Below are 23,185 nucleotides of genomic sequence, written 5' to 3' on the forward strand. Positions count from 1 at the left end.
CGCCTGGACCGATTCGTGCAGCATCAGCCCGCCGATCGAGCCGAGCATCAGCACATAGAGCATCCCGATCACCACATCGATCTGGCCGCTCTTCTGCAGCAGCGTGAATAACGCGGCCCCGGCGATGCTGCCGATCACGCCCCCCACCACCAGCACCACGCCCATATGGATGTCCACGCCGCCCCGGCGGAAATGCGCGAGCACGCCCGAGACGCTGGCGCCGGTAACCTGGCTGGCCGCCGATGCGGCGGCGACCGTCGGCGGAATGCCGTAGAAGATCAGCAGCGGCGTGGTGAGGAACCCGCCGCCGACGCCGAACATGCCCGAGAGCAGGCCGACGCCGAACCCCAGCGCCACGATGACGAGCGCGTTGACCGACAGGTTGGCGATCGGGAGGTAGAGATCCATCGTGCCTTCTGCGATACCGCGTTTGCGCGACAGTGCAAAAGCCTGTGTGGCCTCAACCTGTCGATAGGTCCCGCCGCCGATGTCCATCCGGGCAGGCCGCTATCGGCCCCGGGGCGCATCGGCCGGTTCCAGCCTCCAGGCCCGAACCGGCCCGGAACCGCTTCGCAACCCGGCGAGACGGGGGTTCCCGGGCAAGCCGGCGGCCGCGCCGCCCGCGCGGAGAACCGGCACCCCGGCCCCGCCCGCCGCTATCCCCTCAGGCGGAACGGGAGGAGCCGGGCCGGCACCTCATTCCGCCGCCACCGCCTCCACTGCGTCGTCGTTGAGCGGCTGGGGCAGGCGGCTCAGCATCTCGCGGGGCACCACCTGCCAGAAGGAACCGAGCGCGCGGTCCCAGTCCTCGAGCAAGCCCGCCGCCCATTTGCTGTCGGTCGCCGCGACATGCGCCTCGACCAGCTCGCGCAGCTTAGCTTCCCAATGCGCCGAGGCGAGGCGCTGCCAGACGATGCTCTCCGGATTGGCGCGCTGCGCGAAGCTGCCGTCCGCGTCATAGACAAAGGCCATGCCGCCGGTCATGCCCGCGCCGAAGTTCATGCCCACCTCGCCGAGCAGCACCGCGGTGCCGCCGGTCATATATTCGCAGCCGTTCGCGCCGCAGCCCTCGACCACCACTTCGGCGCCCGAGTTGCGCACCGCGAAGCGCTCGCCCGCCTGGCCGGCGGCGAACAGCCGGCCCGAAGTGGCGCCGTAGAGCACGGTGTTGCCGATGATCGTGTTCTTCCACGATTCGATCGGCGAGCTGACCAGCGGGCGCACCACGATGGTGCCGCCCGACAGGCCCTTGCCGACATAGTCGTTGCTGTCGCCGAACACCTCGAGCGTGACGCCCTTGCACAGAAAGGCGCCGAGCGACTGGCCCGCCGAACCGCGCAGCCGGACATGGACATGCCCGTCGGCAAGCGCCGACATGCCGAAGCGACGCGTGATCTCGGAAGAGAGCCGCGTGCCCACCGCGCGATGCGTGTTCCGCACATTGTAGGTGAGCTGCATCTTCTCGCGCCGCGCGAAGACCGGGGCCGCATCCTTGATCATCTGCGCATCGAGGCTGTCGGGCACTTCGTTGCGGAAGGTCGACAGGCTGAAGCGGCGCTCGGCATCGTCGGCATCGACCTTGGCAAGGATCGGGTTGAGATCGAGATCGTCGAGATGCTCGGCACCGCGGCTGACCTGGCGGAGCAGCTCGGTGCGGCCGATCACCTCGTCGAGGCTCTTGAAGCCCAGCCGCGCCAGGATCTCGCGAACCTCCTCGGCGATGAAGGTCATCAGGTTGATCACCTTCTCGGGCGTGCCGACGAACTTCTGGCGCAGCTTCTCGTCCTGGGTGCAGACGCCGACCGGGCAGGTGTTCGAATGGCACTGGCGGACCATGATGCAGCCCATCGCCACCAGGCTCAGCGTGCCGATCCCGAATTCCTCGGCGCCCAGGATCGCCGCGATCACGATGTCCCGCCCGGTCTTCAGGCCGCCATCGGTGCGCAGCTTGACTCGCCCGCGCAGGCCGTTGAGCGTCAGGGTCTGGTTCACTTCGGTCAGGCCCATTTCCCAGGGCGTGCCGGCGTATTTCACCGAAGTCTGGGGCGAGGCGCCGGTGCCACCGACATGGCCCGCGACCAGGATGACGTCCGCATGCGCCTTGGCCACGCCGGCCGCCACCGTGCCGATGCCGGCCGAGCTGACCAGCTTCACGCACACCCGGGCGCGCGGGTTGATCATCTTCAGATCGTAGATGAGCTGCGCCAGATCCTCGATCGAATAGATGTCGTGGTGCGGCGGCGGGCTGATGAGCGTCACCCCGGGCGTCGCATGCCTGAGCTTCGCGATGAACTCGGTGACCTTGAAGCCGGGCAGCTGGCCGCCCTCGCCGGGCTTGGCGCCCTGGGCGACCTTGATCTCGATCTCGTCGCAGGCGTTGAGATATTCGGCGGTGACGCCGAAGCGGCCCGAAGCGATCTGCTTGATCGTCGAGTTGGCGTTGTCGCCATTCTCGTACGGGGTGTACCGGTTCTTGTCTTCGCCGCCCTCGCCCGACACGGCCTTGGCGCCGATGCGGTTCATCGCGATCGCCAGCGTCTCATGCGCTTCCGGGGAGAGCGCGCCGAGCGACATGCCGGGCGTGACGAAGCGCTTGCGGATCTCGGTGATCGCCTCGACCTGATCGATCTGGATGCCCTCGCCCGGGAAGTTGAATTCGAGCAGGTCGCGCAGATAGACCGGCGGCAGGTCGCGCACACCGCGCGAGAAAGCCAGGTAGGACGAATAGCTGTCGGTCGACACCGCCGTCTGCAGCAGGTGCATCAGCTGGGCCGAATAGGCATGAGTCTCGCCGCCGTGGCGCTGGCGGTAGAAGCCGCCGATCGGCAGCGTCGCGACGCCGCGGTCATAGCCCGCCTGGTGGCGAAGCATCGCCGAGAGATGGAGCGAGGCATAGCCCTCGCCCGAGATCTTGGCCGGCATGCCGGGGAACAGGTCGTTGACCAGCGCGCGGCTGAGGCCGACCGCCTCGAAATTATAGCCGCCGCGATAGGAGGAGATCACCGCGATCCCCATCTTCGACATGATCTTGAGCAGGCCCTCGTCGATCGCCTTGCGGTGACGGTTCAGGCACTCGTCCAGCGCGATGTCGCCGAACAGGCCGCGGCCATGGCGATCGGCGATCGAGGCCTCGGTCAGATAGGCATTCACCGTGGTCGCGCCGACGCCGATCAGCACCGCATAATAATGGGTGTCGAGGCATTCGGCGCTGCGGACGTTGACCGACGCGTAGCTGCGCAGGCCCCGGCGGACGAGATGGGTGTGCACCGCCGCGGCGGCGAGCACGCCGGCAATGGCGGCGCGGCCCTCCGAGACATGCTCGTCGGTCAGGAACAGCTCGGTGCAGCCGGCGCGGACCGCCTGTTCCGCCTCGTAGCGGATGCGGCGGATCGCTTCGCGCAGGTCGTCGGGATCGTCCCCGGCGGGGAAGGTGCAGTCGATCTCGGCGCACTGATCGCCGAAATGCGCGCGCAGCCGCTCCCAATCGCCATTCGTCAGCACCGGGCTGTCCAGCACCAGCACCTTCGAGCCGCCGCCCTCGGTATCGAGGATGTTGGCGAGGTTCCCGAAGCGCGTCTTGAGCGTCATCACCTGGCGCTCGCGCAACGAGTCGATCGGCGGGTTGGTGACCTGGCTGAAATTCTGGCGGAAGAACTGGCTGATCAGGCGCGGCTTGTCCGAGATCACCGCCAGCGGCGTGTCGTCCCCCATCGAGCCGACGGCTTCCTTGGCGGTCTCGACCATCGGGGCGAGGATCAGCTCCATGTCCTCGAGCGTCTGCCCCGCCGCGACCTGGCGGCGAGTGAGCTCGGCGCGCTCGAAGCGGAGCGGCGCCACCTCGGGCTCGGGCAGGTCGCCCACGGTGATGAACTCGCCGATCATGGCGGCATAGTCATGCTCGCCGGCGATCCTGTCCTTGATCGCGCGGTCGCAGAGCAGCACGCCCTGATCCAGGTCGACCGCGATCATCTGGCCCGGGCCCATCCGCCCCTTGGCGATCACGGTCGATTCGGGAATCTGGACCATGCCGGTCTCGGACCCGACGATCAGCAGGCCGTCCGAGGTCTGGGTGTAGCGCAACGGACGCAGCGCGTTGCGGTCGACGCCCGCCACCGCCCAGCGCCCATCGGTCATCGCCAGCGCGGCGGGCCCGTCCCAGGGCTCCATCACCGAGGCGAGATATTTGTACATCTCCAGGTGCTTGTCCGGCGTGTGCTCGTCCCATGCCTCGGGCACCAGCATCAGCTTGGCGGTGGGCGCGTCCCTCCCCGAGCGGCAGATCGCCTCGAACACCGCGTCGAGCGCCGCGGTATCCGACGCACCGGCCGGGATCACCGGCTTGATGTCCTCCGAACGCTCCCCAAAGGCGATGCTCGCCATCTTGATCTCGTGGCTGAGCATCCAGTTCTTGTTGCCGCGGATCGTGTTGATCTCACCGTTATGGGCGAGGCAGCGGAACGGCTGGGCCAGCCACCATTGCGGGAACGTGTTGGTCGAGTAACGCTGGTGGAAAATGGCTACCCGGCTCGTGAAACGCTCGTCGCGAAGGTCCGGATAGAAGTCCGACAGGCTCTCGGCGAGGAACAGGCCCTTGTAGATGATCGAGCGCGTCGACAGCGAGCAGATGTAGAAGCCGCTGATCTGGGCGGCGATCACGCGCTTCTCGATCCGGCGGCGGACGAGATAGAGTTCCTTCTCGAACTCGGCGGCATCCATCGCGCCGGGCCCATTTTCGTTTTTGCCGCCGTGCGGCAAGGGGGGGCCCGCGATCATGATCTGCTCGATCTCGGGGCGCGTCGCCTGCGCCTTCATGCCGATGACGGAGACGTCGACCGGCACCTGGCGCCAGCCATAGATAGTGTAGCCCGCCTCGATGATCTCGCTCTCGACGATGGTGCGGCAAGCTTCCTGCGCGCCCAGATCGGTGCGCGGCAGGAAGACCATGCCCACCGCCAGCCGGTTCGGCAGCACGCGGTGGCCGCCCGCGGCGATCGCATCGTCGAAGAAGCGGACGGGCAGGTCGACATGGATGCCGGCCCCGTCGCCGGTCTTGCCGTCCGCATCCACCGCGCCGCGATGCCACACTGCCTTCAGCGCGTCGATCGCCGACTGGACGACGCGGCGCGAGGGCTGGCCGTCCGTCGCGGCGACCAGGCCGACGCCGCAGGCGTCTCCCTCGAACTCGGGACGGTACATGCCCTCGCGGGCGAGCCGTTCGCGTTCGTCCAGCTTCATTTCGACTGCTCCTTATCGAGGATCTTGGCCACCACGTCCTCGGCGATCTTTTCCAGCTTCGCGTCCAGTTCCGGGTTCGCCTCGTTGCTCCAGTCGGAGGCCGCCTTGATTATCTGCGCATTCAACCGCTGGATCTGCGCACCGGCCGGAGTGAAGGCGAACTGCGCGAGCGCCTGCTGATCTGCGGACGACAGCGCGCGGATCGCGCCCCGCGCGGTCGAGTCAAGGCTCGCTCCCAGCGCTTTCTCGCTGATATTCTTGTCGGGATCGGCCAGCACCTCGCTCAGCATCGCCTTCATATCGAGATCGCCGATCATTGCCGCGCGCAGGCGCACGCCGACCGGGCCGGAGTAAAAGGCGATCGCGTCGCGCAGTTCCTGCTCGGTCATGTTGGCTGCATAGATTGCGCCCAGCCGATCCCAGAGCCGCGGCAGCGCCCGCAGCGTCTCTTCCCGGATCACCGGGGCCATCGCATCGAGCATCTTCTTGATCGCCCCGGGATACTCCTTCTCGAGCTCCCGCAAGTCCTTGTTCTCGGCGAATATCTTGGCGGCGCTGACCAGCATCGCGCTGACCTGGTTGTCGGCCGAGACTTCATCGTTATTGCGCTTGGCCAGCTCGTGTCCGAGCGCCAGGTGCTCCGGCGAAACCGCCGTTTGCGCCTGCGCACAGGCCATTCCCGGCACGGCAAGCGGCGCGAGGGCGAGCAGGGTGGCGGCTAGCGGAAGCACGCGCATCAGCCGCGCTTCTTCCTGAGATAGTCCGCCACCGCCCTGGTTGCGAAACCTTCCATTTGCGGGCGATTGGCGGCGACCAGCTTGAGCGCCCAGGCCTGGCTGGCCGTGGCGATCTTCGGATTCACGCTACCCATCTTCTGCGCCGCGGTGCTTCCCGCGAACGCCATCAGCGCCGGATAATCCTCCGGCGTCATCTTCTCCATCACCGCCGCTATCGCGGCCTGCTGCATTTCCTGCGGCGACTGGCCCGGCGCGCTGCCCATCGTCTCATAGACCTGGGCACGCACCTTCTGACCGGGCGGGCTGGCGAAGAAGGTCAGCGTGTCGGCGATCTCGCCCGGCGTGAGCTCGGCCATGATAATGCCCGCGATCTCGCCACGCAGCGAAGGCAGCGCGGCCACCAGAATCCGGGTGAACTGGTCGCGCAGCTGCCCGCCCACCTGCTCGCGCAGCCCGGGATTGGCGTCATAGATCGCCTTCACCTTCGGATCGGCGGCAAGCTGCTGGTTCATGCCGAGGTCGAAAGCGCGACCGGCGATCCGGCCGACCGATTCTTCGGGGGCCAATAGCGCCACGAGCTTCTGGAGATCGCCTTCGGCCACAGGCGCCGCCGCTGGTACGGCGGCAAAGGCCTGGGCCGGAAGTGCGACGCCAAGGGCGAGAGCGGCAAGCAGGAACTTCATCGGTGCGACTTTCTCAAGCAGCCCGAGCCGCATCGGCGCGGGCGCGCATCCAGGCATGCATGTGCGCCGCGACGTCACGGCCATCGCGAATCGCCCAGACGACGAGACTCGCGCCGCGGACAATATCGCCCGCCGCGAAAACACCGTCGAGGCTGGTCATCATCGTCCGCCCGTCCGTGCGCAGCGTACCCCAGCGCGTGACGCCCAGCTCCTCGGCGCCGAACAGGCGCGGCAGGTCCTCGGGCTCGAAGCCCAGCGCCTTGATCACCAGGTCCGCCCGGAGCTGGAAAGCGCCGCCCGGATCGAGCTCGGGCGCGCGGCGGCCCGAGGCATCGGGCGCGCCCAGCCGCATGCGGGTGGCACGCACGCCGGTGACGCGCTCGTCGCCGTCAAAGGCCTCCGGCGCCGAGAGCCAGACGAACTCGACGCCCTCCTCCTCGGCATTGGCGGTTTCGCGCTGCGAGCCGGGCATGTTCGCCCGGTCGCGGCGATACAGGCACTTCACCGACGCCGCGCCCTGGCGGACGGCGGTGCGCACACAGTCCATCGCCGTGTCGCCGCCGCCGACGACGACCACATGCTTGCCCCTGGCATCGAGGCTGCCGTCGTCAAAGGCCGGAACCGCGTCGCCAAAGCCCTTGCGGTTGGAAGCGGTCAGGTAATCGAGCGCCTCGACGATGCCCTCCGCGCCCACGCCCGGCGCCTGGATCCCGCGCGGCTTGTAGACGCCGGTGGCAATCAGCAGCGAATCGTGCCGCTTGCGCAGCGCGTCGAGACTGGCGTCGCGCCCGACCTCGAAATCCATGTGGAAGCTGATGCCGCCCTGCGCCAGCCGCTCGATGCGGCGCATGACCACATGCTTCTCCAGCTTGAAGCCCGGAATGCCATAGGTGAGCAGCCCGCCCGCGCGGTCGTGCCGGTCATAGACATGCACCTCATAGCCATATTCGCGGAGATATTCGGCCGCCGCCAGGCCCGCGGGCCCGGCCCCGACGATGCCGACCGACTGGCCGCGCGCCGGCCCCACCGCGACCGGCTCGACCCAGCCCTCTTCCCAGGCCGTGTCGGTGACGAACTTCTCGACCGAGCCGATGGTGACCGCGCCGTGCCCGGAGAATTCGATGACGCAATTGCCTTCGCACAGCCGGTCCTGCGGGCAGATTCGGCCGCATATCTCGGGCATGGTCGATGTGCTGTTCGACAGCGCATAGGCTTCGCGCAGGCGCCCCTCCGCCGTCAGCCGCAGCCAGTCCGGGATGTGATTGTGGAGCGGGCAGTGCACCGAGCAATAGGGCACGCCGCATTGCGAGCAGCGGCTAGCCTGCTCCTCGGCCGTGGGCACCGCATAGCGATCCGCGATCTCGCGGAAATCCTCCGCGCGCAGTTCCGCCCCGCGCTTGCCCGGATAAGCCTGCGCCGTTCCAACGAATTTGAGCATCGTTTCCGCCATGCGGCCGCGCTACCGCCGCAAGCGAGTCGATAAAAGTCAGCAAAGCTGACCTATATTGGGTTTTTCCGCCCAGTTGGGGCGAATTTGAAATATTCTTACGTATTTTTATGGCCGATCCGGACCTTACCGCATCGAGAGCCAGGCGATCGCCCCGATGCCGGCGACGATTCGGTACCAGGCAAAGGGCGCGAACCCATGTTTCGAGACGATGCCGACGAACCATTTGATCACTACGATCGCGACGATGAAGGCAGTGACGAAGCCGATGGCGATCTCGTCCCAACCCACCCGGGCCGAGGCGATCGCGTCATGGTTCTTGAGCAGCTCGAGCGTGGTGGCGCCCAGCATGGTGGGGATGGCGAGGAAGAAGCTGAACTCGGCGGCGGTGCGGCGTTCCACGCCCAGGCTGAGCGCGCCCATGATCGTCGCGCCCGAACGGCTGACGCCCGGAATCATCGCGATGCACTGGATGAAGCCGATGCCGATCACGCGGACCAGCGGGATCTCCGCGATGCCATGGATCGTGGCCGACTTCACCAGCCGCTCGATCACCAGGATCGCGATGCCGCCGATCACCAGCGCCCAGGCCACCACCATCGGCTCGCCGAGCAGCACCTCGATCTTCGAATGGAGCGCAAGGCCGATCACGGCGGCGGGGACGAAGGCGACGAGCAGGTTGCGCGTGAAACGCCACGAGACCGGGTTCATCCGAAGGAGGCCGGAGGCCACCGCCCAGAAGGTCCGCCAGTAGAGCACCACCACCGCCAGAATGGCGCCAAGCTGGATGACGACGTTGAACATCGCCCAGGTGGCGGCGTCATAGCCGAGCAGCTCGGAAGCGAGGATCAGATGGCCGGTCGAGGAGACCGGCAGGAACTCGGTGATCCCCTCGACAATGCCGAGGAGGATCGCGACCAGGGTTTCGCTCATGCTTGATATGCTCCCAGGCGCCGGCGGCGCGGAAAGGCGGTCAGGCGGCCAGCCTGGCGAAGCGGCCGTTGCGACGATAGCGGACGAGCCAGGCCGGCGCGACGCTGGCGAGCGGCGTCGCCACGATGCCGAGCGCCGCCAGCCCGGGCACATCGCCCGCGACATTGTCCGCCAGCAGCATGCGCCACTGGTCGCGGGTGATCGGCGTGCCGGGCAGCATCGCGATCAGCGCGCCGAGCGGATCGGGCAGCTCGGCAAAGGCCGGCCGGTGGCCGGTCGCGCCGGCGAGCCAGTGAAGCAGGCCCGCCATGGTGAGCGTGTCGGGTCCGGCCAGCGCATAGGTCTGGCCCGCGGACTTCTCCGGCGCGGCCAGCGCCGCGGCCACCGCCCGGGCGACGTCGACGACATAGACCGGCTGGAAGCGCACCCCGGCGCGGAGCACCGGCATCACCGGCCCCATGCCGAGCATCGCGGCGAACCGGTTGGTGAACGCGTCCTCGCGCCCGAAGACGAAGGAAGGACGCAGGATCACGGCTTCCGGAAAGGCCTGCCGCACCGCGGCCTCGCCCGCCGCCTTGGAGCGGCCATAGGCGGAAGCCGAATCGTCGGCGGCGCCGAGCGCGGAGAAATGGACGAGCGAGGCGACGCCGGCCGCCCGGGCCGCGGCGGCGACAGTCTGGGCGCCCGCGCCATTCACGCCGTCGAAATCGCCCTTGAGCACGCCCGCGAGATTGACCACCGCATCGGCACCGGCGACCGCGGCGGCAATCGTCTCGGGCCGGGTCACGTCGGCGGCGACGAACTGGGTCTGGCCCAGGCCGCCCAGCGGCTTGAGGAACCAGGCGTCGCGCGGCCGGCGCTGGGCGATTCGCAGGCGCGCGCCGGCGGCGAGCAGTTCCTGCGCGACATAGCGGCCGACGAATCCGCCGCCGCCGATCAGCACTATGAGTTTGTCCTTCATGCCCTTGGTCCTGGAACTGAAAACCTGCCTGCCGGCCGAGCCTAACCCCATGCCGCGCGGCGGACGGAGAGGCAAGCACCGGATGGCGCCGCCCGGGCTCAAGATCCAATCGGCAAACCCGTCATCCCCGCGCCGGCGGGGATCCAGGCCCAAGGGCGTATAGCGCGCGGCCAACTCCTGCGCTCTCCGGAGAGCGTTCGCGCGGGGGATCGGCCCGCCCGGATCAGCCGATCGTCATCAGGCTGGCATTGCCCCCGGCGGCGGTGGTGTTGATCGAGATCGACACTTCCTCGAGCAGCAGCTCGATCGGATAGCCGGATTCGCCCATGGCGAGCAACGGCACGATGGGGCCGTCCAGCGCCGCCAGCGCCTCGGCCACGGGCATGGCATCGCCTTCGACCAGCGCCGCGGCGAGGGGCTCCGCCGGATCCGGCGCGAAGGCGGCGGCGACCCGGGGCGGCAGGCCGTGCGGCAGCGCCATCCCCTCGAGCCTGCCCCGGTTGCCCGTCGCCAGCACCGCCGCCATCTGGTCGTACAGGCCGGCCACCGTCGCGGGGCGCATCAGGATGCGGCCGCGCGGATGAAGCGCATAAAGGTTGCGCTCGCCCACCGGGCCCGGCAGCTCGCGCTCGACGCCAAGGGCCGAGGCCGCGCCATAGCGCCGCGCCGCCTCGGCGGCCCGCACTTCGCCCTGGGCGTCGAGCCAGGCGGCGAATTCGGCCAGCGGCGTCCCGGCCGCGCCCATGGGCTGGATCGCCACCGGCGCCGAGCCGACCAGCCGGCCGAGATAGAGCGGCCCGCCCGCCTTGGGACCGGTGCCCGAGAGCCCTCGCCCGCCAAAGGGCTGCACCCCGACGATCGCGCCGATCACGTTGCGGTTCACATAGAGATTGCCCGCCTTCACCCGCGCGGTCACTTCGGCAACCGTCTCGTCGAGCCGGGTGTGCAGGCCGAAGGTGAGGCCATAGCCGGTGGCGTTGATCGCATCGATCAGCACCGGAAGGTCGTCGCGGCGATAGCGCAGCACATGGAGCACGGGGCCGAACACCTCGCGCTCGACATCGGCGATCGCGTCGATCTCGATGATCGTCGGCGGCACGAAGGTGCCATGCCCGGTCGCGGCCGGCAGGTCCTGCTGCTCGATGCGGTGGCCCCGCGCGCGCATCGTCGCGACGTGGCGCTCGATATTGTCGCGCGCCTCGGCGGTGATCACCGGGCCGGTATCGACGCTGAGCGCGTCGGTGCGGCCGATGCGCAGCTCCCTGAGCGCGCCCTTCAGCATCGCCAGCGTGCGATCGGCGACTTCCTCCTGCAGGCACAGGATCCGGAGCGCCGAACAGCGCTGGCCCGCGCTGTCGAACGCCGAGGCGATGACGTCGGCGACGACCTGCTCGGCAAGCGCCGAGGAATCGACGATCATCGCATTCTGCCCGCCGGTCTCGGCGACGAGCGGAATCGGCCGGCCGGCCGGGGACAGGCGCGAAGCGAGCTGGCGCTGGATGAGGCGGGCCACCTCGGTCGAGCCGGTGAACATCACTCCCGCGGTCTCGGCCGCGCCGACCAGCGCCGCGCCGATCGCGCCGTCGCCGGGCACGAGCTGGAGCGCATCGGCGGGGACCCCCGCATCGTGGAGCAGCGCCACCGCCTGGGCGGCGATCAGCGGCGTCTCCTCGGCCGGCTTGGCGAGCACCGGATTGCCCGCCACCAGCGCCGCCGCCACCTGGCCGGTGAAGATCGCCAGCGGGAAATTCCACGGGCTGATGCACACCACCGGCCCGAGCGGCAGCTGGGCGGGCCCGAAGGTCGCCCGCGCGCGCTCTGCATAATAGCGAAGGAAATCAATCGCTTCGCGCACTTCGGCAATTGCGTTGGGCAGCGATTTTCCCGCCTCGCGCACGATTAGGCCGAGCAGCAGCGGCATCCGCGCCTGCATCGCATCGGCGGCGCGCTCGAGCATCGCGGCGCGCTCGGCAACCGGCGTGGCGCGCCAAGCCGAGGCGGCGGCACGCGCCACGGCTGCGGCGGCCGCCTCTGGCGAGCTCTCGATCACCGCGCCGACCTCGTCCCGATTATCGGCCGGATTCAACACCTTGCGAGACACGCCCTGCCCATCTTCCGGCGCGGCGCGCCATTGGGTCGCGGCGCTGGCCTGGAGCGTTTCGCGCAAGGCGGCGAGCGCGTCCTCGTCGCTCAGGTCGATGCCGTCCGAATTGCGGCGGTCCGGATAGAGCGCCGCGGGAAGCGCGATCCTGTCGTGATGCGCGCCCGGATCGGGCATCGCCCGCACCTGCTCGACCGGATCCGCGACCAGCTCCGAAACCGGAATTCCGGAATCCGCGATACGATTCACGAAGGAGGAGTTGGCGCCATTTTCCAGCAAACGGCGCACAAGATAGGCCAGAAGCGTCTCGTGCGTGCCGACCGGCGCATAGATGCGGCAGGGCCGGTCCAGCTTCGCCGCGCCCACCACCTGCTCGTAGAGCGGCTCGCCCATGCCGTGCAGGCACTGGAACTCATATTGGCCCAGCACGAAGTCCGGCCCGGCGAGCCGGTAGATCGTCGCCAGCGTCTGGGCATTGTGCGTGGCGAATTGCGGGAAGACCCGGTCGCCCGCCGCCAGCAGCTTCCGCGCGCAGGCGATATACGCCACATCGGTATGCGCCTTGCGGGTATAGACCGGAAAATCGCGCAGCCCGTCGACCTGGGCGCGCTTGATCTCCGCGTCCCAATAGGCGCCCTTGACCAGCCGGACCATGATCCGCCGCCCGGCGCGCCCGGCCAGGTCGATGATCCAGTCGATCACGAAGGGGCAGCGCTTGCCATAGGCCTGGACGACGAAGCCCAGCCCGTCCCAGCCGGCCAGGTCGGGATCCAGCGCCAGGCTCTCCAGCAGGTCCAGCGAGATCTCCAGCCGGTCCGCTTCCTCGGCATCGATGTTGAGGCCGATGTCATGGCGCCGCGCCAGCACCGCCAGCGTCTTCACCCGGGGAAGCAGCTCGCCCATCACCCGGTCCGCCTGGGCGCGGCCATAGCGCGGATGGAGCGCCGAGAGCTTGATCGAGATGCCCGGCCCCGCATAGACGCCGCGCCCGTTCGAAGCGGCGCCGATCGCATCGATGGCATTCTCGTAGTCGCGATAATAGCGCTCGGCGTCCGCCGCGGTGGTCGCCGCCTCGCCGAGCATGTCGTAGCTGTAGCGGAAGCCCTTGGCCTCTTCGTGGCGGGCGCGCCTGAGGGCCTCGGCGATCGTCTCGCCGGTGACGAACTGCTCGCCCATCATCCGCATCGCCAGATCGATCGCGCGGCGGATCACCGGCTCGCCGGCGCGCGCGACGAGGCGCATCAGCGCGGCGCCCAGCCCGCGATCGTCGACGCTGTCGACCAGCTTGCCCGTCACCACCAGCGCCCAGGTCGCCGCGTTGACGAACAGCGACTTGCCGCCGAGATGCGCCCGCCAGTCGCCATCGGCGATCTTGTCGCGGATCAGCGCGTCGCGCGTCGCATCGTCGGGGATGCGGAGCAGCGCCTCGGCCAGGCACATCAGCGCCACGCCCTCCTCGCTCGACAGCGCATATTCCTGCACCAGCGATTCGACCGCGCCGCCGCGCCGCCGGGCGCGCAGGCCGGTGACCAGCCCGGTCGCCGTCTCGCGGATCGCCGCGCGGGTGGCCGCGTCGAGCGTCGCCGCCTCCAGCAGCGGCGCCACCGCCGCGCGCTCGTCGCGGCGATAGGCGGCGGTGATCGCCCGGCGGAGCGGAGTCGGCTCGCGAACGGGCGGAGCGAAGGCGGCGAAGGGCGCGGGCTGGGTCATCCCGCCATGATACGCCGCTTGCGCGGGTCGATCAGACTTTTGAGAGGCAAACCACAGGCGGAATCGCCATTTTGACAGCCATCTGCTAGGCGAAATCCATGAAGAAGCCCCCCGCGACAGTCGAATTGGACGAGTTCGACCGCAAGATCGTCGCCGCGCTGGCCGCGGACGGCCGGATGACGGTGACCGAGCTGGCCCGGCAGGTGGGGCTGTCCAAGACCCCGGCCCAGGTGCGGCTGAAGCGGCTGACCGATGCCGGCGTGATCCGCGGCTTTCGCGCGATCGTCGATCCCGCGCGGCTGGGCCTCGACCATATCGCCTTCACCGAAGTGAAGCTGGCCGACACCCGCGAAAAGGCGCTGCAGGAATTCAACGCAGCGGTGCGGCGCATCCCCGAGGTGGAGGAATGCCACATGCTCGCGAGCAATTTCGACTATCTGCTGAAGGTGCGCACCGCCGACATCCGCCGCTACCGCATCGTGCTGGGCGAGAAGATATCGAGCCTGCCCCATGTCGCCAGCACCTCGACCTATGTCGCGATGGAGACGATCAAGGATTAGAGCCGGGAACGCATATGCTCCGCCGTCCTCTGTTCCCCACCCTCATCCCGCTTCTCCACCGTCATCCCCGCGCAGGCGGGGATCCAGGGCCAAGAGCAAAGTTCGCGTGGTTCGCTTCTCCGGCTCCGGCAACCCCATGCGGGATTGCTTCCTTCGTCCCATGCTACCCTGGATCCCCGCCTGCGCGGGGATGACGATGGCGTGTGGCGGGATGACGATGATGCGTAGCGAGGACGGTGGCGTGTGGCAGGGACGAGGGTGCGTGGTGCGAAGGACGGCCTCGCCGTTCTCCGCCTCAACCTAACCCTCAGGCCGCGTCCCGCGCGGGCCGAAGTTGAGCCGGCGGGTGACGTTATAGTCGAGCACCGCCATCACGAAATAGGCCGCCGCCTGCTTGATCCGGGTCCAGGGGCCGGTGCGCGCCCGGTAGAGCTCGGGCGTGATCCGCTCCGAACAGGCCACCTCGCCATCGACAAAGGCCCGGACATAGGCGGCGAAGGCGGGATCCTCGACGCGGAACATCAGCTCGAGATTGAGGAACATCGAGCGGATGTCGAAATTCGCCGAGCCGATGTTCACCACATCGTCGAGCAGGAACAGCTTCGCGTGCAGCTTGGTCGGCTGATATTCGTAGATCTGCACCCGCTTGCGGAGCAGCCCGGCATAAGTGAAGCGCGCCGCCCAGATCGCGGCGCCATGATCGAGCCTGGACGGCAGGATCAGCCGCACCCGCCCGCGCAGGCCGGCGCGATCCAGCCGGCGAAGCATCGCCGGATTGGGCGCGAAATAGGCGGCCATGATGTCGATCGACTGCGCCCGCTCCATGTCGCGCTTCACTTCGCGCGCCCAGGGCGAGAGCCGCCGCATCGGCCCGCCGAGCAGCCAGCGGGTGGCGCCTTCGGGCTCGCTCCAGGCGCGCAGCGTCTTCGCCAGCCTGCGCAGGCTGCCGCGCGGCCGCCGGGCCCAGTTCGACAGCGCATCATAATAGCCGACCAGGCGGCCCGCCGCCGGCCCCTCGATCAGCAGCCCCAGGTCGCGCCAGGCGGCCTGCTCGATCGTGCCGAAATAACTGTCCTCGATGTTGAACCCGCCGACGATCACGCGCGCCTCGTCGGCGAGCGCGAGCTTCTGGTGGTTCCGGAGCAGGTAGCGCCGCCCCCAGCGCGGCACGAAGCGGCAGACATCGACTCCGGCGGCATGGAGCGGATCGAAGAAGCCATGGCTCTGGGCGTGCTCGCTGCCGAGCCCGTCGACGATCAGGCTGACCTTCACGCCGCGCGCCGCCGCGTCGAGCAGCGCCTGGCGCACCGCCGCGCCGGCCGCATCATCGACATAGATATAATAGAGCACCCGGAGCGTCCGCTCGGCGCGGCGCATCAGGTCGAGCAGCGCCTCCAGCCGCTCGGGCCCGTCGGGCAGCAGCGTCAGCCGGTTGCCGTCGACGGTGTAGCTCGGCTGGGTGAAGCGCATCGCCGGGTGATGCGGGACCATCGGCACGGGGGCAAGAGGGGCGAGCGCTTCCAAGGGGACTCCGCGGACATCGTTGCGATGGCGTTCCCAACGCGCCACGCGCGATTCGGTTCGCCGCGCGGGCGCCGGGTCCATTTTCTTGACTTTTCCACAGCCGGACCCTAAGTCGCCGCCTTTCCCGGACACTCCGTTTTTCAAGGAAGCGTAGATGGCGCGCGTCACTGTCGAAGATTGCGTCGACAAGGTTCCCAACCGTTTCGATCTCGTGCTGTTCGCGGCGCAGCGCGCCCGCCAGATCTCCGGCGGCGCCGATCTGACCATCGATCGCGACCGCGACAAGAACCCGGTCGTCGCGCTGCGCGAGATCGCGGAAGAGACGATTCGCCCGACTCACCTGGAGGAGGCGGTGGTCTCGAGCCTGCAGCGGGTGCAGATCGACGACGAGGAAGCGCCGGACGAGGTCGGCTCGATCGCGGCTTCGGCCGAGGCGCTGCGCCTCACCGCCGCCGCCCCGCCGCGCAACCAGAATCTGGGCGGCGACTACGACGGCTGAGCCGGCGATCCGCTGAACTTCGCAAGGGGCCGGGGGCAACTCCGGCCCTTTTGCTTTGGCGATCGGATCGGGGCTCCGACCGCATTCCCGCCTGGTGATCGAGACGCGATCCGGGTTGGGGACTCATATTCTTCCCTCGTCACCCCGGCCCTGAGCCGGGGTCCCGCGATCTCGCCCGCGCAGGAAGCAGCGGGATCCCGGCGCAAGGCCGGAGTGACGGCTATCGGGAACACCTTGTCCCGGCACTTGCTCCGCCGCGACAAATACCCCCGTCATCCCCGGGCGGCCGGGGATCCAGGGCAAGTCGCGAAATCGAAGCAATCGCATTCGCCGTAACCGGAAACGTCGAAGCGGGCCGCGCTGCCATGGCCCTTGGCCCCGGATCCCGGCTTTGGCGGAGAGGACGAGGACGTGCGGAGGGCTTGCGCACCGCCCCCTTCTCGGGAACACTCGTGCAAATGACAGGCGAACCCATGGTAGGCCGCGACCTTTCCGGCCCGCGCATCGTCACGCTTCCCGCCCGGCCCGAGCCGATCCGGGTCAGCGCCGACGAGACCGCGATCGTCGTGATCGACATGCAGAACGCCTATGCCTCGCCCGGCGGCTATGTCGACCAGGCCGGGTTCGACATTTCGGGTTCTGCGGGAACGATCGGCAAGATCGCCGCGGTGCTCGATACGGCGCGGGCGGCGGGCATGCCGGTCATCTATCTGCAGAATGGCTGGGACCCCGATTATGTCGAGGCCGGCGGCCCCGGCTCGCCCAACTGGCACAAGTCCAATGCGCTGAAGACGATGCGCGCCCGGCCCGAGCTCCAGGGCAAGCTGCTGGCGCGCGGCGGCTGGGATTACGAGCTGGTCGACGCGCTCGCCCCCAAGCCCGGCGACATCCGCCTCCACAAGACCCGCTACAGCGCCTTCTTCAACTCGCAGCTCGATTCGACGCTGCGCGCGCGCGGCATCCGTAACATCGTCTTCGTCGGCATCGCCACCAATGTCTGCGTCGAGAGCACGCTGCGCGACGGCTTCCATCTCGAATATTTCGGGGTGATGCTCGAGGATGCGACGCATCATCTCGGGCCGCCGATGATGCAGGAAGCCACGGTCTACAATGTCGAGAAGTTCTTCGGCTGGGTCTCGACCACCGCCGACTTCTGCGGCAGCTTCGGCCAATTGCCCAGGGAGTGAGCCCATGTCGTTCGAGCCGATCAATCCGCCGCAATTCCCCACGCCGATCGCGCCCTATTCGGCCGGCGCGAAGGCGGGCGACACCGTCTATGTCTCAGGCGTGCTGGCGCTGGGCGAGGGCGGCGTGGTGCTTCATGTCGGCGATGCCGCCGGCCAGACGCGGCACATCCTCGAGGTGATCAAGACCACGCTGGAAGCGGCCGGCGCGCGGCTGGAGGACGTGGCGATGAACCACATCTTCCTGAAGGATTTCGCCGACTATCCGGTCTTCAACCAGATCTATGCCGAATATTTTCCGGGCGCCAAGCCGGCGCGCTACTGCATCCGGGCCGATCTGGTGAAGCCCGATTGCCTGGTCGAGATCGCCTCGGTGGCGCATATCGGCTGATGGCGGAGGCGGGGGGCCTTTATTATGAGTGGCATGGGCCGGAAGATGCGCCGCCGCTGATCCTGTCGGCCGGCATGGGCGGGTCGGGCAGATACTGGCTGCCCAATCTGCCCGCGCTCGCCGAGAGCTTCCGCGTCATCCTCTACGATCATCGCGGCACCGGCCGTTCGGACCGGACGGTAACGCCACGCATCGAGAGCATCGGCGACGACATCCGCCTGCTGATGGATGCGCTCGGCATCGAGCGGGCGTCGATCCTCGGCCATGCGATCGGCGGCATGGGCGGCCTGAGCATGGCGCTCGACACGCCGGAGCGGGTCGACAGGCTGGTGGTGGTCAATGGCTGGGGCCGGCTCGATCGCTATACCGCGCGCTGCTTCGACGCCCGGCTGGCGCTGCTGCGCGCCTGTGGCCCGGGCAAATATGTCGACGCCCAGCCGATCTTCCTGTTCCCGCCGGAGTGGATCTCGGACAATCACGCGCGGCTGGAGGAGGAGGCGGTCCATCACGTCGCCGGCTTCCCCGCCGACATGGTCGAGGCGCGCATCCTCGCGGCGCTGCGCTTCGACCTGATCGACCGGCTGGCGGCGGCGCCGCCCGATATGCCCGTGCTGCTGCTCGCCAGCGACGACGATGCGCTCGTCCCGCCCGGCTGTTCGCGGGCGCTTGCGCAAGTCATTCCACGGGCGCAACTTGTCCGGATGCCTTGGGGAGGGCACGCCTGCAACGTGACCGACCCGCCGGGCTTCGAGGCCCGGGTGCTTGCATTTCTGGGGAGCTAAATCATGGAAGTCGGCGTCTTCGTTCCCATCAACAACAATGGCTGGCTGATCAGCGAGAACGCGCCCCAGTATATGCCGAGCTTCGATCTCAACAAGGAGATCGCGCTGCGGGCCGAGAAGCACGGCCTGGATTTCCTGCTCTCGATGATCAAGCTGCGCGGCTTTGGCGGCAAGACCGAGTTCTGGGAATATGGGCTGGAGAGCTTCACGCTGATGGCCGGCCTCGCCGCCGTCACCGAGAAGATCAAGATCTATGCCACCTGCCCCACGCTGGTCATCCCGCCGGCCTTTGCCGCGCGCATGTGCAACACGATCGATTCGATCAGCCATGGCCGCTTCGGGCTCAACCTGATCACCGGCTGGCAGCGGCCCGAATACAGCCAGATGGGGCTGTGGCCGGGCGACGAGCATTTCCGCAACCGCTATCAGATGCTCGGCGAATATGCCCAGATCCTGCGCGAACTGTGGGAGACCGGCCGCAGCGACCTGAAGGGCGAATATTACCAGATGGACGATTGCCTGGTGCGTCCCGTGCCCCAGGGCGAGATGAAGATCATCTGCGCCGGCTCGTCGGACGAGGGGCTCGCCTTCTCGGCCAGATGGGCGGACTATGCCTTCTGCCTCGGCAAGGGCGTCAACACGCCCACCGCCTTCGCCTTCAACAACGAGCGGCTCGCCGCCGCCACCGCCAGGACCGGGCGCGACGTGAAGGTGTTCGTGCTCGTCATGGTCATCGCCGACGAGACCGACGAGGCGGCCATGGCCAAGTGGAAGTCGTACAATGACGGCGTCGACATCGACGCGATCCGCTGGCTGATGGACCAGGGCGCGGCCGACAAGAACAACCCCACCACCAATGTCCGCCAGCTCGCCGCGCCGGAGGGGGCGGTGAACATCAACATGGGCACGCTGGTGGGCAGCTATGCCAGCGTCGCGCGCATGCTCGACGAGATGGCGGCGGTGCCGAACACCGGCGGGGTGCTGCTCACCTTCGACGATTTCCTGGAGGGCGTCGAGAATTTCGGCACGCGCATCCAGCCGCTGATGCGGAGCCGCGCGGGGCGCTGAGCCGGAGGGTGCAGCCTTTCCGATGCTCGATCGTTTCGGTGTCGGGCCAACGGGGATCTGACTGCCCCCAAAGCCGGAGAGCAAGCATGAAGAAGCTGACTTCCCTCGCCGCACTGGCGATTCTCCTCGCACCGCCGCTCGCCGAAGCGCGGCAGCAACGCCCCGACGATCGTCAGGGCGACAGACACGGCGATCGTCAGGGCGATCGCCAGGGCGGCCGTCCCGGCGAGCGTCCGGGCCAGCCGGGCATGCGCCCGCCTTCGGGCGGCCCCGGCGGTCCGGGACGCCCCAATCCGGGCCAGCCGGGCGTCCGCCCGCCGGGCCCCGGCCCGTCGCAGCCGGGAGGCCCGGGAACGCGCCCGCCCGCGCCGCGCCCGCCGATCGCCCGTCCGCCCGCGCCGCGGCCCCCGATCGCGCGCCCGCCGCACCGGCCCGGCATCGGCCGTCCGCCCAATTTCCGCCCGATTCACCGGCCGCCCTTCGTCTATCCGCGCGGCTATCATTATCAGCGCTGGTCGATCGGCGGGCTGCTGCCGCTGCTCTTCCTGTCGAACAATTATTATTATGACGGCTGGTACGATCTCGGACTGGGCGCGCCGCCTCCGGGCTATCGCTGGGTGCGCTACGGGCCGGACCTGCTGCTGGTGAACGTGCGGACCCGCCGCGTGGTCGACGTGATCTACGGCGCCTTCTACTGATCCGCGACGGGACGCGGTCCGGGCCCGGACCGCGTCCTGCCCACTTCCCCGGGGCCGATCGCCGGTCCGCTCCGATGCGGCACGGGCATCCCGGCGCGCGTGCCGATTTCGGGGAGAAGTGCTGGATGCCCCGTGAGGATTGCGACTGCTTGTTCGCTGTCTTTCACCGACGTTCTCATAGGCCCTTGCTCTACGATATTGGCGCCGACATCCTCCATGGCCGCGCCGCCGCCCGCCGGACCTGATCCGCCCGCCGAACCGGTCAGCGGAGCCAGCGAGGACCCGGCAAAGCCCGGCAGATCCGCAAGCGGGGCCCCGGTGAGCGCCAGCTCGTCAATATAGACCGGCGCGCCGCCGCGCCCGGCGGGCGGCGTGCCGGCAAGCCTGGCACTGAACCAGCCCCCGACAGCCTGCCCGATCACATCGGGCAGCGCCGCAAGGATAGATATTACTGCAGCGTCTCGCCCCCGTTCGCCACATAGCTCGAGGCGCCGCCCACCGTGCCGCCGTTCAGCGCCGTGAAGTTCGCGTCGAAGTCCGCGAAGATGGTGGCGCCCGTCGCCCCGGCAAGAAAATTTCCACCACAACCATAGCGGTGCCGAGAACACCTTCCCCGACCTGCCCGTAATTACCGGTCACCAGTCCATCGGCCAAGTTGCCCACGCCCATGGCCGTCGCGGGGGCCAACTCCAGCGCGTCCATTGCCACCCCACATGCGCACTGGCCATTGCACCGCAGCACTCCCGGTTCGAGCGCGCCATCAAGCCGGGAACCGACTAGCTCCGGCGTCAGCTTAACATGAGGCAGCTTGATATTCTTGCATTTCACCGAGCAGCCGATCCCAGCGCCCCTTTTCAAAGGCGGTTATTGCCTGCTGAGCTGCATCGCCGTCGTGGAAGCCCGTCATAGTAACGCCGAGCTTGAACAAGATGATAAAGCCCATGAACTCCTTTGGATCACCATCCAAGATGCATAGGCTCCCAAAGGCAGCAGCATCTCCGAATACATCAAAGCCTAACAGCGATACATCCACTCCAGGTAGGAAGTATACCTCAACCACTCCACGCGATGAAATCGTAGCTCCAAATCCGTCATACCGGACGATCGTTTCGCCCAAGCGGCTTCTTTCCGTGGAGCAGGGCTCCCCAAGTGCGGAAACAACTTCGTTGTAAGAAGCACCGAACTTAAAGCCACCTGCCGATGTGTATGGCTCTATCACATCCATGTTATGGAACCTTCTTCAAATAGCCGCTTCCGTATGCATAATCAAGCATCTCTCGCATTGCGGCATTATACTTCGTTGTAGAGCCAGAACTTTGAACCGAGACGCGGCGAATATCCCAAATCTCCTTCGCCATTGCGCCTCGCATGTTACCAGAATCTATCAACCGTTTGGCTTCAGACCGATATAGTGCGCCAGCTAGGCCCTGGCCACCATGGCTCGATGTCAGAAGGTGGTCAGCATAGTCCATTTGAATGGCAGGGCCGCTATATGTTGTGTAGGGGCTGACGCTATCCGCTGGCGCGTGGTGCCGCTCGATAACACCCTTCTGAGCAGAAAGCCGACCATACGCGCCGCCCCTGTATGTCCTTCCGGCGATCACCGCCCCTCCCGCGCCCTCTGCGGCAGAAGCCCGAATTTTGGGCACCTTGAAGATGGGCGACATGCGCGGCGCGCTCGCAAAGCGCTCCAACTTACCAAGCCGTGTGAAAGGTATCGCGGCCAGGAACATGTCCGCGTTGCTGGCCTTGCCCTGCGAATAATCAACCGCAGTCATTGCCAAGTTGACAGACGAGAATGCTGCCCTGCCCGCTTCGGCATATAGAGTTGCTGTTTCAGTATATAGCTGATTATCCCGGCGCGAGACCTCAGCGCTCACATCGATATAGGCCGCATTGACTACTTCCAGAACCTTGGCCCAGCCTTTGCCATAAGCGAGGTGCTCGACCATGCCAGCGAGCGTAACAGAGGCATCTCTCAAATAATCCCTTCCTTCTACAAGGAAGAATTGCTTCAAGGCGAGGTCGCGAAGATGAGCGCCTACCCTAATCGCTTTATCTTCGTTCAGAGCGCCGTACTCCAAGCCGATAGCCTCCGCCATATCGAGCTTGTATTGCGAAGAAGTGCCCGACCTGCTTGCAAAATATACGAGACTATTGCCGTCCGGGGACTCCAGCGCTCCTTCGAACGCTCCGTATGGATCAATATAATCGTCCCGCTCGGAGATCCTGCTGGAGTTTTTCGTACCAACTTCGCGGAGTGTCCCCGCTGTCGCTATTGGTGTCTCCGCTAAATTCAGACTCTCATTCGCTATAGAACTTGGGAGGCTGTAAGAGCTTGACGCCGGGATATCCACCAGTTGAACACCGCCGGATGTAAATGCATCGGCAGGAAAGGGAATTAGGTCGGAATCTGCCGCACGAGCTCTCGCTATGCTCGCCTCGGCATCATTCAGAAAAGCTCTTTCTATCGCCGATGGCTTCCAATTGCCGGCAATCACCTCCCCGATCGTCTGCCCGATGATATCGGGCAGTGCGGCGAGGATATTGTCGCCGAAGTCGGTGCCGCCGAGTAGGCTGCGCGCCGCCGCATTGGCGAGACCGCCCGCGGTGTTGCCGACCAGCCGGCCCTCGAAGCCGCCCAGCCCGATCGCGCCCGAGGCCCCCGATCC

The 23,185-nt window shown here is 67.5% G+C and carries 18 protein-coding genes; 7 read left to right on the forward strand and 11 right to left on the reverse strand.

The genetic code is table 11. The features are described from left to right. The 8 genes from OMP43_RS22525 to putA form a co-directional block, all read right to left on the reverse strand. The coding region (locus OMP43_RS22525; protein ID WP_280281811.1) for a TSUP family transporter at positions 1–408 on the reverse strand (408 nt) is incomplete at its 3' end. Positions 409–696: 288 nt separating this feature from the next. Next, positions 697–5,235, reverse strand: a complete 4,539-nt coding sequence (gltB, locus tag OMP43_RS22530; protein WP_280281812.1) for a glutamate synthase large subunit — start codon at positions 5,233–5,235, stop codon at positions 697–699. After that, on the reverse strand, positions 5,232–5,972 hold the full coding sequence (locus tag OMP43_RS22535; RefSeq protein ID WP_280281813.1) for a DUF2059 domain-containing protein: 741 nt from the start codon (positions 5,970–5,972) through the stop codon (positions 5,232–5,234). The genes gltB and OMP43_RS22535 overlap by 4 nt, the downstream gene beginning before the upstream one ends. Continuing rightward, positions 5,972–6,655: a DUF2059 domain-containing protein gene (locus OMP43_RS22540; protein WP_280281814.1), complete on the reverse strand. Its 684-nt coding sequence runs from the start codon at positions 6,653–6,655 to the stop codon at positions 5,972–5,974. The genes OMP43_RS22535 and OMP43_RS22540 overlap by 1 nt, the downstream gene beginning before the upstream one ends. Positions 6,656–6,668: 13 nt before the next feature. Next, positions 6,669–8,105, reverse strand: coding sequence for an NAD(P)-dependent oxidoreductase (locus OMP43_RS22545; RefSeq protein ID WP_280281815.1), 1,437 nt, complete (start codon positions 8,103–8,105; stop codon positions 6,669–6,671). Between the two features lie 123 nt (positions 8,106–8,228). Continuing rightward, complete coding sequence (locus OMP43_RS22550; RefSeq protein WP_280281816.1) at positions 8,229–9,035, reverse strand: undecaprenyl-diphosphate phosphatase; 807 nt, start codon at positions 9,033–9,035, stop codon at positions 8,229–8,231. Positions 9,036–9,075: 40 nt separating this feature from the next. Next, a complete protein-coding gene (locus OMP43_RS22555) occupies positions 9,076–9,996 on the reverse strand; it encodes an NAD-dependent epimerase/dehydratase family protein (RefSeq protein ID WP_280281817.1) in 921 nt (306 codons plus the stop codon). A gap of 223 nt (positions 9,997–10,219) precedes the next feature. Further along, entirely contained in the window at positions 10,220–13,807 is a 3,588-nt protein-coding gene (gene putA / locus OMP43_RS22560) for a trifunctional transcriptional regulator/proline dehydrogenase/L-glutamate gamma-semialdehyde dehydrogenase (RefSeq protein WP_280281818.1), read from the reverse strand. Positions 13,808–13,905: 98 nt separating this feature from the next. Between putA and OMP43_RS22565 the strand changes: the two genes are divergently transcribed. Beyond that, positions 13,906–14,367: an Lrp/AsnC family transcriptional regulator gene (locus OMP43_RS22565; RefSeq protein ID WP_167300171.1), complete on the forward strand. Its 462-nt coding sequence runs from the start codon at positions 13,906–13,908 to the stop codon at positions 14,365–14,367. A 300-nt stretch (positions 14,368–14,667) separates the two neighbouring features. On the opposite strand, the gene OMP43_RS22570 is transcribed toward OMP43_RS22565, so the two are convergent. Next, the gene (locus OMP43_RS22570; RefSeq protein ID WP_280281827.1) at positions 14,668–15,837 is read right to left on the reverse strand and encodes a phosphatidylserine/phosphatidylglycerophosphate/cardiolipin synthase family protein; all 1,170 of its coding nucleotides are present in this window, start codon (positions 15,835–15,837) and stop codon (positions 14,668–14,670) included. Between the two features lie 208 nt (positions 15,838–16,045). Here OMP43_RS22570 and rpoZ point away from each other — a divergent pair, with 208 nt between their 5' ends. From rpoZ to OMP43_RS22600, 6 genes are all read left to right on the forward strand, one after another. Continuing rightward, positions 16,046–16,390, forward strand: a complete 345-nt coding sequence (gene rpoZ / locus OMP43_RS22575) for a DNA-directed RNA polymerase subunit omega (RefSeq protein ID WP_280281819.1) — start codon at positions 16,046–16,048, stop codon at positions 16,388–16,390. Positions 16,391–16,863: 473 nt separating this feature from the next. Next, the gene (gene rutB, locus OMP43_RS22580; RefSeq protein WP_280281820.1) at positions 16,864–17,577 is read left to right on the forward strand and encodes a pyrimidine utilization protein B; all 714 of its coding nucleotides are present in this window, start codon (positions 16,864–16,866) and stop codon (positions 17,575–17,577) included. A 4-nt stretch (positions 17,578–17,581) separates the two neighbouring features. Next, the gene (gene rutC / locus OMP43_RS22585) at positions 17,582–17,965 is read left to right on the forward strand and encodes a pyrimidine utilization protein C (protein ID WP_280281821.1); all 384 of its coding nucleotides are present in this window, start codon (positions 17,582–17,584) and stop codon (positions 17,963–17,965) included. Further along, a complete protein-coding gene (rutD, locus tag OMP43_RS22590; protein WP_280281822.1) occupies positions 17,965–18,747 on the forward strand; it encodes a pyrimidine utilization protein D in 783 nt (260 codons plus the stop codon). Before rutC ends, rutD begins: the two co-directional genes overlap by 1 nt. Before the next feature lie 3 nt (positions 18,748–18,750). Then, the gene (rutA, locus tag OMP43_RS22595) at positions 18,751–19,815 is read left to right on the forward strand and encodes a pyrimidine utilization protein A (RefSeq protein WP_280281823.1); all 1,065 of its coding nucleotides are present in this window, start codon (positions 18,751–18,753) and stop codon (positions 19,813–19,815) included. A gap of 86 nt (positions 19,816–19,901) precedes the next feature. Beyond that, complete coding sequence (locus OMP43_RS22600; protein ID WP_280281824.1) at positions 19,902–20,513, forward strand: RcnB family protein; 612 nt, start codon at positions 19,902–19,904, stop codon at positions 20,511–20,513. 793 nt (positions 20,514–21,306) lie between these two features. Here the strand turns inward: OMP43_RS22600 and OMP43_RS22605 are convergent. Beyond that, positions 21,307–21,738: a hypothetical protein gene (locus OMP43_RS22605; protein WP_280281825.1), complete on the reverse strand. Its 432-nt coding sequence runs from the start codon at positions 21,736–21,738 to the stop codon at positions 21,307–21,309. A 1-nt stretch (position 21,739) separates the two neighbouring features. Then, on the reverse strand, positions 21,740–23,185 hold a 1,446-nt coding region (locus OMP43_RS22610; protein ID WP_280281826.1), incomplete at its 5' end, for a hypothetical protein.

It is taken from the genome of Sphingomonas sp. CBMAI 2297 (genome assembly GCF_029870595.1).
GTDB lineage: Bacteria > Pseudomonadota > Alphaproteobacteria > Sphingomonadales > Sphingomonadaceae > Sphingomonas.

Coding starts and splice junctions, on each gene's coding strand:
- OMP43_RS22555 (WP_280281817.1), bottom strand. CDS start 9,996: ATGAAGGACAAACTCATAGTGCTGATCGGCGGCGGCGGATTCGTCGGC.
- OMP43_RS22600 (WP_280281824.1), top strand. CDS start 19,902: ATGAAGAAGCTGACTTCCCTCGCCGCACTGGCGATTCTCCTCGCACCG.
- OMP43_RS22535 (WP_280281813.1), bottom strand. CDS start 5,972: ATGCGCGTGCTTCCGCTAGCCGCCACCCTGCTCGCCCTCGCGCCGCTT.
- OMP43_RS22540 (WP_280281814.1), bottom strand. CDS start 6,655: ATGAAGTTCCTGCTTGCCGCTCTCGCCCTTGGCGTCGCACTTCCGGCC.
- gltB (WP_280281812.1), bottom strand. CDS start 5,235: ATGAAGCTGGACGAACGCGAACGGCTCGCCCGCGAGGGCATGTACCGT.
- OMP43_RS22565 (WP_167300171.1), top strand. CDS start 13,906: ATGAAGAAGCCCCCCGCGACAGTCGAATTGGACGAGTTCGACCGCAAG.
- rutD (WP_280281822.1), top strand. CDS start 17,965: ATGGCGGAGGCGGGGGGCCTTTATTATGAGTGGCATGGGCCGGAAGAT.
- rutA (WP_280281823.1), top strand. CDS start 18,751: ATGGAAGTCGGCGTCTTCGTTCCCATCAACAACAATGGCTGGCTGATC.
- rpoZ (WP_280281819.1), top strand. CDS start 16,046: ATGGCGCGCGTCACTGTCGAAGATTGCGTCGACAAGGTTCCCAACCGT.
- OMP43_RS22605 (WP_280281825.1), bottom strand. CDS start 21,738: ATGGATGTGATAGAGCCATACACATCGGCAGGTGGCTTTAAGTTCGGT.
- rutC (WP_280281821.1), top strand. CDS start 17,582: ATGTCGTTCGAGCCGATCAATCCGCCGCAATTCCCCACGCCGATCGCG.
- putA (WP_280281818.1), bottom strand. CDS start 13,807: ATGACCCAGCCCGCGCCCTTCGCCGCCTTCGCTCCGCCCGTTCGCGAG.
- OMP43_RS22570 (WP_280281827.1), bottom strand. CDS start 15,837: ATGCGCTTCACCCAGCCGAGCTACACCGTCGACGGCAACCGGCTGACG.
- OMP43_RS22550 (WP_280281816.1), bottom strand. CDS start 9,035: ATGAGCGAAACCCTGGTCGCGATCCTCCTCGGCATTGTCGAGGGGATC.
- OMP43_RS22545 (WP_280281815.1), bottom strand. CDS start 8,105: ATGGCGGAAACGATGCTCAAATTCGTTGGAACGGCGCAGGCTTATCCG.
- rutB (WP_280281820.1), top strand. CDS start 16,864: ATGGTAGGCCGCGACCTTTCCGGCCCGCGCATCGTCACGCTTCCCGCC.